This window comes from Bacteroides sp. 224 (assembly GCF_010500995.1).
In the GTDB taxonomy this organism is placed as follows: Bacteria; Bacteroidota; Bacteroidia; order Bacteroidales; family Bacteroidaceae; genus Bacteroides.
The window spans coordinates 57,573-69,748 of record NZ_QVMK01000032.1; the positions used below are offsets into that span (position 1 = coordinate 57,573).

Here is a 12,176-nt window from a genome sequence, read left to right on the forward strand (position 1 = left end):
TTCACCCTCTCCTTTGGAGAGGGCCGGGGAGAGGCTTTTAGTCTTCCGAGAAGTGTACCAACACCTCTCTATATGAATTAAATATCTTCGATTTCGATACAAATCCTAAGTATTTCCCTTCGGTAGTTACCACAGGTAAGTTCCACGCTCCGGTATCATCGAACGTGCGCATCACTTGCTCCATACTGTCGCTATCATAAAGGCGAGCCGGAATGGCAGTCATCAGTTTTTGCACCTTAAAACGATGGTACAGTTCTTGCCTGAACATGATATTACGAATATCATCCAGCAATACTACACCAACCAGTACTTCATCTCTATCGGTTACCGGAAACATATTGCGATGCGAATTAGAAATAACCTTTACCAGTTCTCCTAAATCCATTTCCGGATGAACTATGGCAAAATCTTTCTCTACCACATGCTCCATACGCATCAAGGTAAGCACTGCTTTATCTTTATGATGAGTTATCAGTTGACCTTTTTTTGCCAAACGCATAGAATAAATGCTATGGGGTTCAAAGATTATTATTGTCAGGTAAGAGCTAACAGATACCATCATTAGAGGCAGAAACAGATCATAGCCCCCGGTTAATTCAGCTATCAGAAACACTCCGGTTAAGGGTGCATGCATAACCCCACTCATCAAGCCCGCCATTCCCATCAACGCAAAATTCTTCTCCGGCAGGTCGGGTGTTGTTTCAAAAAGGTTACTGAAATGAGAGAATATAAAACCTACAATACACCCTAAGAAGAGTGTAGGAGCAAAAGTTCCTCCGGTTCCCCCTCCCCCATTGGTGGCGCTGGTTGCAAATACTTTAAACACTACAATTAATAAAAGGTATATTAACAGCAGATTTCCTGCGCCATAAAAAAGCGAGTTATTCATGGCGGTATCCCATTCTTCGCTGCTTGTTCCGTTCAGCAGAAGCTCTATGGTATCATACCCTTCGCCATAAAGAGATGGGAATAAGAAAATAAGTATGCTCAGCATTATACCACCCACCAAGAGTTTCCTATAAGGAGATTTCAGTTTACCGAAAATACCCTCAGTCATATTCATGGCACGGGTGAAGTAGAAAGAAACTAATCCGCAGAAAATACCCAACAGTAGTACGTAGGGAATACGTTCCATCTCAAACGGGTTGTCTAAGTTGAACTTAAACATAGCACCGGCACCGGTAGCTATATAAGATACAGTGGCAGCGGTTACTGACGAGATTAGTAAAGGCAATAAAGAAGACATGGTAAGATCGAGCATTAATACCTCTAAGGTAAATACCAAGCCGGCTATAGGAGCTTTGAAAATACCTGCCACCGCGCCTGCTGCTCCACAGCCCACCAAAAGCAATAAGGTGCGGTGTTGCATTTTAAACACACTACCCAGATTAGAGCCTATGGCCGACCCCGTTAGCACAATGGGGGCTTCGGCTCCTACCGAACCTCCAAATCCGATAGTAATACTACTGGCAAATATTGACGACCAGATGTTGTGTCTTTTAATTCTTCCCTGCCTGCGAGATATGGCATAAAGAATTTTGGTGACCCCATGACTGATATCATCTTTCACAATATAACGAACAAACAAGCCTGCCAGCAAAATACCTACCACAGGATAAACCAGATATAAGTAGTTGGCACCTGTTGCGCTAAAATTATCTGTCAGAAAATTCTGAATTAAGTGAATCAGCCACTTCAGCAGCAAAGCAGCCAAAGCTGTAAAAATGCCCACCAGAAAACTTAAAATCAGGATAAATTGCTTTTCTTTTATATTCTTTTCGCGCCATAACAATAGACGCTGAAACAAACTTACTTTCTCTTTTTTCATTCTCTGATAATCTTTATTACGCCACCTTTACCCAATTTTATAATACTCGAAGGTTTGGGGCGACTCATATCTTCTTGTCTATACTGAACAACATAATCTACTGCCGACTTTATATCCTCACTAATTTCACTAAAGCTTGCCGGCGAAGGTTGTCCGCTGATATTAGCAGATGTAGAAACAATGGCTTTGCGGAACCGTTGACAAAGTTGATGCGAAAACTTCTCGGTCGTCACCCGAATGCCTACACTTCCGTCTTCTGCCAAAAGATCGGGTGCGAGGTTTCTTGCACCGGAGTAAATAATGGTTATCGGTTTATCCGAAAGTTCGATAAGATCCCAAGCTACATCGGGCACCTCATCCACATAAAAGTCTACTTTCACGGGCGAATCTACCAACACAAGCATGGCTTTGCTGTCCACACGCTGTTTAATTTCATATATTTTGCGAACGGCTTCCGGATTAGTTGCATCACAGCCCAATCCCCAAATCGTGTCTGTCGGATAAAGGATAATGCCTCCTTCGTTCATCACCCGACAGGCTTCTTTAATGTCATCTATCATAATTCCTGTATACAATCTTTCGGATACGAATTGCAAAAATACATAATACTTTCCTTTATTTGCACGAATATGGATAAAAAGCTACTTTTGCAGATTCATATAGTTAGAACAACGTTATTAAAACTCATTATTATGGAAAATATTACTTTTCATCATACACTCCCTATTCAATTAAGATTTAACGATGTAGACAAATTCGGTCATGTTAATAATACAGTATATTTTACTTATTATGATTTAGGAAAAACCGAATACTTCTCCAGAGCATATCCGGGAATCAATTTCGAGAAAGAAGGTGTGGTAGTGGTTCATCTGGAAACGAATTTTCTTTCTCAAATTTTAGCACATCATCGCATTGCCGTACAGACTGCAACCACAGAAATCGGAAACAAGAGTTTAACCATTATACAACGTGTAATTGATACGGATACCAACGAGGTCAAATGTATCTGTAAATCGGTTTTAGTGGCTTTCGATCTCGAAAAGCATGATTCTATCGAAATACCGGAACATTGGAAAGAAGCACTTTGTGCCTTCGAAGGAAAGGATTTAAGAAAGAAAGTGGGTTGAAGTAACCTAATAATTCATTCAACATAGAATATACTTCCTTTTTTTTTAGTACTTTTACACGTTATTGAAAAATCGTGTCTTTCTGACACCTTGAGAGCAAAAAAAGGAAAAAACAATATATAATGAATTACAAATGGAATTATCAACCCATTACCCCCGAACAAGAAGAGACAAGCCAAACATTGGCGCAGGAATTAGGCATTAGCCCGATTCTTGGCAAGCTTTTGGTGCAAAGGGGCATTGAGACGGCCTCTGAAGCACGAAAATACTTCCGTCCGCAATTGCCGGACTTGCACGATCCGTTCCTGATGAAAGATATGGATTTGGCAGTGGAACGCCTCAACAGGGCAATGGGTAAAAAAGAACGTATTCTCGTTTATGGAGATTATGATGTAGATGGCACCACATCGGTAGCATTAGTTTACAAATTCCTCCAACAGTACTATTCAAACATCGATTATTACATCCCCGATCGATATGAGGAAGGGTATGGTGTTTCGTTTAAGGGCATAGATTATGCTTTTGATACGGATGTAAAACTAATCATCGTTTTAGACTGCGGTATCAAAGCCGTGGAGGAAATAACGTATGCCAAAGAAAAGGGCATCGATTTTATTATCTGCGATCATCATGTACCCGACGATGTTTTGCCACCGGCAGTAGCCATTCTGAATGCTAAACGCTTGGATAACACCTATCCTTATGCACACTTATCAGGTTGTGGTGTGGGATTTAAGTTTATGCAGGCTTTCACCATCAATAACGGTATTGAATTTCATCATCTGATACCTTTACTTGATTTAGTAGCAGTAAGCGTTGCTTCGGATATTGTTCCTATTATGGGAGAAAACCGTATCCTCACTTATCACGGATTAAAGCAACTGAACAGCAATCCCAGTGTAGGTCTAAAAGCGATTATTGATATTTGCGGATTGACAGAGAAAGAAATCACGGTAAGTGATATCGTCTTTAAGATAGGGCCTCGTATTAATGCATCAGGGCGTATTCAAAGTGGTAAAGAAGCGGTTGACTTACTTACCGAAAAAGATTTCTCGCTTGCCTTGGAAAAAGCAAACCAGATCAATCAGTACAATGAAACGCGTAAGGATCTGGATAAGAACATGACCGAAGAGGCCAACCATATTGTTGATAGCCTGGAAGGACTCTCCGATCGTCGCTCTATTGTTATCTACAACGAAAACTGGCACAAAGGAGTTATCGGTATTGTGGCTTCGCGTCTGACAGAAGTTTATTATCGCCCCGCCGTTGTATTGACACGCACCGACGATATGGCAACCGGTTCGGCTCGCTCCGTATCAGGATTTGATGTATATAAGGCTATCGAACATTGCCGTGATCTTCTTGAAAACTTCGGAGGACATACCTACGCAGCCGGCTTATCCATGAAGGTAGAAAATGTACCTTTATTCATAGAAAGATTCGAAACGTATGTAGCAGAACACATTCTTCCGGAACAAACCAGTGCGGTGATAGACATTGATGCGGTGATCGATTTCAGAGATATCACTTCCAAATTTTACAGCGACCTGAAAAAGTTTAATCCTTACGGCCCGGACAATCAGAAACCAATTTTCAGCACGAATCATGTGTATGATTATGGCACAAGTAAAGTGGTAGGAAGAGAACAGGAGCACATTAAACTGGAATTGGTAGATAATAAATCAAATAATGTCATGAACGGAATTGCTTTCGGGCAAAGTTCGCATGTACGTTACATAAAGACAAAACGCTCGTTTGATATTTGCTACACTATCGAGGAAAATACACACAAACGAGGAGAAGTTCAACTGCAAATTGAAGATATAAAACCGGCGGAGTAAGAGCCTCTCCCCGACCCTCTCCCAAGGAGAGGGAGGAGAACCTTGCGGCATTGTTTCGGTTTATATATTATGAATACCCCATCTAAGAAAGATATTACGCCGAATGGTCCTTCCCCCTCTCCTTTGGAGAGGGATGGGGTGAGGCTGTTAAAGCAATACTGGGGCTATGATTCCTTCCGCGACTTACAGGAAGAGATCATTAACAGTATACTGGCAGGCAAAGACACATTAGGACTTATGCCCACAGGTGGAGGAAAGTCCATCACATTTCAGGTACCGGCTTTAGCCAAAGAAGGATTATGTCTGGTAGTTACCCCCCTCATAGCCCTGATGAAAGATCAGGTACAAAACCTTCGCAAAAGGGGTATCAAAGCAGTAGCAGTATACTCCGGCATGAGCCGTCAGGAGATTATTATTGCGCTGGAAAACTGTATTTTCGGCGATTATAAGTTTCTATACATTTCGCCGGAACGTTTGGCTACCGAGATATTCCGCATCAAACTCCGCTCCATGAAAGTGAATATGATAGCAGTAGACGAAAGTCACTGTATATCACAATGGGGATACGATTTCCGTCCAGCTTACCTTAAAATATCAGAAATCCGGGAACTCTTACCCGGAGTGCCTGTATTAGCGCTCACAGCTACTGCTACACCGGAGGTAGTTAAAGACATTCAGCAGAAATTACTCTTTAAGAAAGAGAATGTATTCCGAATGAGCTTTGAACGTAAAAATCTGGCATACATTGTTCGGCCTACCGATAATAAAAACGGAGAACTACTACACATTCTCAATCAGGTAGCAGGTAGTGCTGTTGTATATGTACGGAATCGCAGAAAAACAAAGGAGATTACAGAACTATTAGTCAACGAAGGTATTACTGCCGATTTTTATCATGCAGGGCTAAACAATGATCTCAAAGACCTTCGCCAGAAACGCTGGCAAAACAATGAATGCCGGGTTATGGTAGCTACCAATGCTTTTGGCATGGGTATCGACAAGCCCGACGTGAGAGTGGTTATCCACATAGATCTACCCGACTCCATCGAAGCTTACTTCCAGGAAGCAGGGAGAGCCGGAAGAGACGGACAAAAAGCATACGCCGTTATTCTATACTCCAAATCGGACAAACTGACGTTGAGCAAGCGTATTGCCGACACCTTCCCCGAGAAAGATTATATTAAAGGTATTTATGAGAATCTGAACTATTATTATCAGATGGCTATGGGCGACGGACAGGATTGTGTGTACGATTTCAACCTGGAGGAATTCTGTCGCCGCTTCAAATATTTCCCCGTTCCGGCAGACAGTGCACTCAAACTGTTGACGCAAGCCGGATATATTGAATATACAGAAGAACAAGACAATGCTTCAAGACTTATATTCATCATTCACCGCGAAGAATTATATAAGTTGAAAGAAATGGGTGCCGAAGCCGATACATTGATACAATGCATTCTTCGCTCGTATACCGGAGTATTCACCGATTATACGTATATTAATGAAGAATCATTATCTTTGCGCACGGGGCTTACGCGTCCGCAGATCTATGAATTACTAAAAATGCTTTCCAAGCGTCGTATCATTGACTACATCCCTCATAAAAAGACTCCTTTTATTATCTATACAAGAGAGCGCATCGATCTCAAATATCTACATATCGGCAAGTCTGTTTATGAGGAACGCAAAGAACGATACGAGAAGCGAATTCATGCAATGATAGCGTATACAACCTCAGAAAATAAATGCAGAAGTCGCATGCTATTACACTACTTTGGAGAGAAGGAAACAGAAGATTGTGGACAGTGTGATGTATGTATCGACCAAAAGAAACAATCATTAAGCGCCGACGATTTTAATCGTATCAAAGATCAAATCATTGATCTGTTAAAGGATGCGGCTTTAACTCCGGTAGAAATTGCCGGTATGATACAGATAGAGCATAATCAACTAACAAAAGTAATCCGCTATTTGTTAGACGAAGAAATATTGAACATGCAAGATGGTAAAATTATAATCTCAAAACATAAGAACTCATGATAAAGTTATTGAAATCCCTGATTAAAGGAAAAGACAAAGAGGAAAATGCGAACAGCAAAGAACAAAAGAACTTCGAGATACTGAAATATGATGGTATGCGCGCCCAACGCATAGGACGAATGGATTACGCCATTAAGTGCTTTACAAGTGCCATCGAGCTACAGGAAGATTTCGAGGTATTGAGTTATCTGTCTCAAATCTACACTCAAACCGGAGAAATATCCAAAGCCAAAGAAACCATCACCCGTATGGTAGAGCTGGAACCTTCTTTAATAAATCCCTACCTAAACCTTGCCAACATTTGCTATATGCAGGAAGAATACGACGAAATGGCTACCGCTGCCCAAAACGCCATCCGGTTAGAAGCAGATAATGATATGGCTTTCTACTTACTGGCCAAGGCAAACCACGGAAAGAATGATGAAATCAACGCCATCGTCAACCTAACCAAAGCCATCACACTAAAACCGGAGTTTATTGATGCACTCCTGATGCGTGCCGAAATTCTTTTAGGCATGCGGCAACACAAAGAAGCCATGGAAGATGTAACAGCCGTTCTCCAACTGAATGCCGAAGAAGAGCATGCCTTGTTATTGCGCGGTAAAATAAAAGAAGCAACGGGAGAGGCAGAGGAAGCAGAAAAAGATTTCAGAACCATCACAGCCATGAATCCTTTTAATGAGCAAGCTTATATTTGCTTAGGACAATTATACATTGAACAAAAGAAAATTCCGGAAGCCATAGAGTTATTCGACGAAGCCATTGAGTTGAATCCTAATTCTGCTCAAGCATATTATGAAAGAGGAAGAGCGAAATTACTAAATGGAGATAAGGAGGGTTCTACAGAAGATATGAAAATGTCTTTGCAGCTTAACCCGAAGAATGAAGAGGGTATCAATGGAGAGTATAATTATCAAAAATCTAAGATAGATAGTGGATTGAGAAGCATGTTAGGTTAGATAATTGATAAAAAACATCACTTTTTATTTGTTTTCCAAAGAAAAGTATTACTTTTGTCAACAGAAACAAAAACAAAAGTCATTTCATGAATTCATTTGCATTTACATATAGCTTCTTTTTTTACTTTTACTTTAGCCAGAAAGTAGAGCGGGAACTTATGTGTAAGTAAATATACGTAGAATTCAAAATACGAATAATAACAGCAAATCCCGCTCAAAGTTGAGTGGGATTTTTTTATATATAGATGTATAATATGGAAAAAGTAGCTATTCAGGGAACAGTAGGTTCTTATCATGACATTGCAGCTCATAAGTATTTCAGCAATAACAGCATTGAACTTCTTTGTTGTACCAAATTCGATGATATATTTGCAGCCATGAGAAAGGATAATCATATCATAGGTATGTTGGCTATCGAAAATACAATTGCAGGCAGCTTACTGCAAAACTATGAGCTGATTCGTCAGAGTAATGCACAAATTATCGGAGAATATAAGCTACGCATTTCCCACTGTTTTGTATGCCTACCCGATGAAGATTGGGATGATATTACAGAGGTAAATTCCCACCCCATTGCCTTGATGCAATGCCGGGAATTTCTCGATCAACACCCTAATATAAAGGTAGTGGAAGGAGAAGATACAGCACGTAGTGCAGAAACTATCCAAAAAAACAACCTACGTGGTCATGCCGCCATCTGCTCCAAAGCGGCTGCCGAACTCTATGGAATGAAAATTCTACAGGAGGGTATCGAAACAAACAAACATAACTTCACCCGCTTTCTTGTAATAGCCGATTCCTGGAAATCGGATGAATATCTGAATAAGCAAAATATTAATAAAGCGAGCATCGTATTTTCTCTTCCACATGCAGAAGGAAGTCTCTCGCAGGTGCTTTCTATCCTTTCTTATTATAATATTAATCTTACCAAAATACAATCGTTACCCATCATCGGACGAGAATGGGAGTATCTATTCTATATAGATGTGGTATTTACCGATTATGTAAGATACAAACAAGCTATTGCTGCTATCAGTCCGTTAACCAAAGAATTAAAAATATTAGGCGAATATGAAGAAGGAAAGTCGAGCATATAATATAAAGCCAGCCAATCGCTTAAATAGTGTGAGCGAATACTACTTCTCTAAAAAGCTGAAAGAAGTAGCACAGATGAATGCAGAAAGTAAAGACGTTATCAGTTTAGGCATCGGAAGCCCCGACATGCCTCCATCAGATGATGTGATTCAAACTTTATGCAGCAATGCCCACAAAGCCGACGGGCATGGATATCAACCTTATACAGGTATCCCCGAACTACGCAAAGGAATGGCCGACTGGTATAAGAAGTGGTACAACGTAGAACTCGACCCAACCAGCGAGGTACTTCCCTTAATTGGTTCTAAAGAAGGTATCTTACATATCACGCTGGCTTTTGTCAATCCGGGAGATCAGATACTTGTTCCCAACCCCGGCTATCCTACCTATACATCATTAAGTACTCTCTTGGGAGCCGAAGTAATAAACTACAATCTGAAAGAGGAAAACGGATGGATGCCCAACTTCGAAGAACTGGAGCAACTGGATTTAAGCCGTGTAAAACTGATGTGGGTAAACTACCCGAATATGCCGACCGGAACAAATGCTACTACAGAGCTGTTTGAGCAATTAGTTGATTTTGCCCAACACAAAGGCATTGTAATAGTGAACGACAATCCTTATAGCTTCATTCTGAATAAACAACCTCTTAGCATTCTTTCCATACCCGGAGCCAAAGATTGTTGCATTGAGCTTAACTCTATGAGTAAAAGTCATAATATGCCCGGATGGCGTATCGGCATGCTGCTTGGCAATCCTACTTTTGTGCAATGGATACTAAAGGTGAAAAGCAATATAGACAGTGGCATGTTTCGTGCGATACAATTAGCTGCCGCACAAGCCCTGAAAGCAGAAGAAGACTGGTACGAATCTAACAACAACAATTATAGAGAACGTAGAAAAATAGCCGGCGAAATAATGGACACACTGGGATGTACATACAATGACAACCAAGTAGGCATGTTCCTGTGGGGGAAGATTCCCGATACTTGTGCCAATGTAGAAGAACTAACAGAGCAAGTACTTCATGAAGCTCGCGTATTTATTACACCGGGATTCATCTTCGGAAGCAACGGCGCACGATATATACGTATCTCCCTTTGTTGCAAAAAAGAGAAACTGGAAGAAGCATTGAAAAGAATAAAGAAAATGTAGGAGGGTAAGTAGGTTTTTGAGCTCAAAGAAGCAAACCTCCAAAACCTCCAACCCCCAAAAAACTATAAACTTAAAACTTAAAAACTCAAATAACATGGAATTAGAATCAATTTTATTGCCCGGCATAACCGCTGAAAGACCCATTGTAATAGCAGGTCCTTGCAGTATTGAAACAGAGGAGCAAACCATGAATACCGCCAAGCAATTGGCAGAGAAAGGTATTAAGATATTCCGGGGCGGTATTTGGAAACCGCGTACCAAACCAGGTGGATTCGAAGGAATAGGCGTTCCCGGTTTAGCCTGGATGAAACAGGTTAAAAAAGAAACAGGCATGTACACCGGCATCGAAGTAGCTACCGCATTGCATGTGTACGAAGCACTCAAAGCCGGCATAGATATACTCTGGATAGGTGCCCGTACATCTGCCAACCCATTTGCCGTACAAGAAATAGCAGATGCACTGAAAGGAGTCGACATTCCTGTACTTATTAAAAATCCGGTGAATCCCGATATTGAACTTTGGATAGGTGCTTTCGAACGATTGAACAATGCCGGACTAAAAAGGCTCGGTGCCATTCATCGTGGATTCAGCAGCTACGACAAGAAAATATATCGCAATTTACCCCAATGGCACATCCCCATTGAGTTACGCAGACGATTCCCCAATCTGCCGATATTCTGCGACCCAAGCCATATCGGAGGCAAAAGAGAACTGATAGCACCAATCTCCCAACAAGCTATGGATATGAATTTCGACGGATTAATCATCGAGAGTCATTGCAACCCGGATGCCGCATGGAGTGATGCATCTCAACAAATAACCCCCGAGGTATTAGAATACATTCTCAACCTGTTAGTTATACGTCAGGAAACTCAAACCACGGAAAACCTGAACGAGCTTCGTAAGCAAATTGATGAGTGCGACAATAATCTACTTGCAGAGTTGGCCAAACGTATGCGTATAGCACGCGAAATCGGTACTTACAAAAAAGAGCATAACATGCCCGTATTGCAGGCCGGTCGCTACAATGAAATATTGGATAAATATGCCATCCAGGCTACTTCATGCGGGTTAGATCCCGAATTTATCAAGAAAGTATTTGAGGCTATACACGAAGAGAGTGTGCGTCAGCAAGTTGAAATCATTAATAAGTAACCATCATGCGTATATTGATACTGGGAGCCGGAAAAATGGGCTCCTTCTTCACCGACGTTTTAAGTTTTCAGCATGAAACTGCTGTATTCGACATCAACCCTCATCAACTTCGGTTTGTATATAACACCTACCGCTTCACTACTTTAGAGGAAATTAAAGAGTTCGAACCGGAATTGGTTATCAACGCAGTTACGGTGAAGTACACATTGGACGCTTTCCGACAGGTATTGCCTGTATTGCCCAAGAATTGTATTCTAAGCGATATTGCATCGGTTAAAAACGGATTGAAGAAATTCTACGAAGAAAGCGGCTTCCGGTATGTATCTACCCATCCGATGTTTGGCCCTACCTTTGCCAGTTTAAATAACCTGAGCAGTGAAAGTGCGATCATTATCAGCGAAAGCGATCATTTAGGGAAAGTATTCTTTAAAGATTTATACAGTAGTATGCGCCTGAACATCTTCGAATACACTTTCGAAGGGCATGATGATACTGTGGCTTATTCTTTATCTATTCCTTTTGTCTCTACATTCGTTTTCGCAGCAATAATGAAACACCAGGAGGCTCCGGGCACCACTTTCAAAAAACACATGGCCATAGCCAAAGGCTTGCTGGGCGAAGATGATTATTTGCTACAGGAAATTCTATTCAATCCGAGAACGCCTTCTCAGGTAGAGAAAATACGAACCGAGCTCAAAAAGCTGTTAGATATTATCAGCACTAAAGATGGAGAGGGTATGAAGAATTATCTCGCTAAGATCAGAGAAAACATTAAATAGTCATTTTAAACCTTATCAGACTGATTTTTTCGATCAAAAAGTGTCACAAGTGTCACACAGCGCGCTAACAGGTTGATTTACAGAATCAAATAGTGGGTGACACTTTTCTAAAAAGCATCACAGAAGTGTCACAAGTGTCACACTTACAAACGACGTATTGTCCTGAATTCAGACACAGTTTTAAGCATCTTTC

10 protein-coding genes are annotated in these 12,176 nt (G+C 41.0%); 8 read left to right on the top strand and 2 right to left on the bottom strand.

All coding sequences use genetic code 11. The features are described from left to right. Positions 1 to 37 precede the first annotated feature (37 nt). Positions 38 to 1,828 (bottom strand): chloride channel protein, encoded by a 1,791-nt coding sequence (locus tag D0T60_RS13815; RefSeq protein WP_163218693.1) that lies wholly within the window; start codon positions 1,826 to 1,828, stop codon positions 38 to 40. After that, positions 1,825 to 2,388 (bottom strand): L-threonylcarbamoyladenylate synthase, encoded by a 564-nt coding sequence (locus tag D0T60_RS13820; RefSeq protein ID WP_163218694.1) that lies wholly within the window; start codon positions 2,386 to 2,388, stop codon positions 1,825 to 1,827. The genes D0T60_RS13815 and D0T60_RS13820 overlap by 4 nt, the downstream gene beginning before the upstream one ends. A gap of 132 nt (positions 2,389 to 2,520) precedes the next feature. Here D0T60_RS13820 and D0T60_RS13825 point away from each other — a divergent pair, with 132 nt between their 5' ends. From D0T60_RS13825 to D0T60_RS13860, 8 genes are all read left to right on the top strand, one after another. Then, a complete protein-coding gene (locus D0T60_RS13825; RefSeq protein WP_163218695.1) occupies positions 2,521 to 2,958 on the top strand; it encodes a thioesterase family protein in 438 nt (145 codons plus the stop codon). Positions 2,959 to 3,080: 122 nt separating this feature from the next. Then, a complete protein-coding gene (gene recJ / locus D0T60_RS13830; protein WP_163218696.1) occupies positions 3,081 to 4,799 on the top strand; it encodes a single-stranded-DNA-specific exonuclease RecJ in 1,719 nt (572 codons plus the stop codon). A gap of 69 nt (positions 4,800 to 4,868) precedes the next feature. After that, positions 4,869 to 6,839 carry an ATP-dependent DNA helicase RecQ gene (locus tag D0T60_RS13835; protein ID WP_163218697.1) on the top strand — a complete coding sequence of 657 codons (1,971 nt, stop codon included), beginning with the start codon at positions 4,869 to 4,871 and terminating at the stop codon, positions 6,837 to 6,839. Next, positions 6,836 to 7,798, top strand: coding sequence for a lipopolysaccharide assembly protein LapB (locus D0T60_RS13840; RefSeq protein ID WP_163218698.1), 963 nt, complete (start codon positions 6,836 to 6,838; stop codon positions 7,796 to 7,798). Before D0T60_RS13835 ends, D0T60_RS13840 begins: the two co-directional genes overlap by 4 nt. A 254-nt stretch (positions 7,799 to 8,052) precedes the next feature. Continuing rightward, the gene (locus tag D0T60_RS13845) at positions 8,053 to 8,895 is read left to right on the top strand and encodes a prephenate dehydratase (RefSeq protein ID WP_163218699.1); all 843 of its coding nucleotides are present in this window, start codon (positions 8,053 to 8,055) and stop codon (positions 8,893 to 8,895) included. Beyond that, positions 8,870 to 10,048 carry a pyridoxal phosphate-dependent aminotransferase gene (locus D0T60_RS13850; protein ID WP_163218700.1) on the top strand — a complete coding sequence of 393 codons (1,179 nt, stop codon included), beginning with the start codon at positions 8,870 to 8,872 and terminating at the stop codon, positions 10,046 to 10,048. The genes D0T60_RS13845 and D0T60_RS13850 overlap by 26 nt, the downstream gene beginning before the upstream one ends. Before the next feature lie 94 nt (positions 10,049 to 10,142). After that, a complete protein-coding gene (locus D0T60_RS13855; RefSeq protein WP_163218701.1) occupies positions 10,143 to 11,204 on the top strand; it encodes a bifunctional 3-deoxy-7-phosphoheptulonate synthase/chorismate mutase type II in 1,062 nt (353 codons plus the stop codon). 5 nt (positions 11,205 to 11,209) lie between these two features. Beyond that, positions 11,210 to 11,983 (top strand): prephenate dehydrogenase/arogenate dehydrogenase family protein, encoded by a 774-nt coding sequence (locus D0T60_RS13860; RefSeq protein ID WP_163218702.1) that lies wholly within the window; start codon positions 11,210 to 11,212, stop codon positions 11,981 to 11,983. Positions 11,984 to 12,176: the final 193 nt, after the last annotated feature.

Bases quoted from the DNA above. Each gene is read 5' to 3' on its own strand.
- D0T60_RS13825 (WP_163218695.1), top strand. From the start codon at position 2,521: ATGGAAAATATTACTTTTCATCATACACTCCCTATTCAATTAAGATTT.
- D0T60_RS13835 (WP_163218697.1), top strand. From the start codon at position 4,869: ATGAATACCCCATCTAAGAAAGATATTACGCCGAATGGTCCTTCCCCC.
- D0T60_RS13860 (WP_163218702.1), top strand. From the start codon at position 11,210: ATGCGTATATTGATACTGGGAGCCGGAAAAATGGGCTCCTTCTTCACC.
- D0T60_RS13840 (WP_163218698.1), top strand. From the start codon at position 6,836: ATGATAAAGTTATTGAAATCCCTGATTAAAGGAAAAGACAAAGAGGAA.
- recJ (WP_163218696.1), top strand. From the start codon at position 3,081: ATGAATTACAAATGGAATTATCAACCCATTACCCCCGAACAAGAAGAG.
- D0T60_RS13845 (WP_163218699.1), top strand. From the start codon at position 8,053: ATGGAAAAAGTAGCTATTCAGGGAACAGTAGGTTCTTATCATGACATT.
- D0T60_RS13820 (WP_163218694.1), bottom strand. From the start codon at position 2,388: ATGATAGATGACATTAAAGAAGCCTGTCGGGTGATGAACGAAGGAGGC.
- D0T60_RS13850 (WP_163218700.1), top strand. From the start codon at position 8,870: ATGAAGAAGGAAAGTCGAGCATATAATATAAAGCCAGCCAATCGCTTA.
- D0T60_RS13815 (WP_163218693.1), bottom strand. From the start codon at position 1,828: ATGAAAAAAGAGAAAGTAAGTTTGTTTCAGCGTCTATTGTTATGGCGC.
- D0T60_RS13855 (WP_163218701.1), top strand. From the start codon at position 10,143: ATGGAATTAGAATCAATTTTATTGCCCGGCATAACCGCTGAAAGACCC.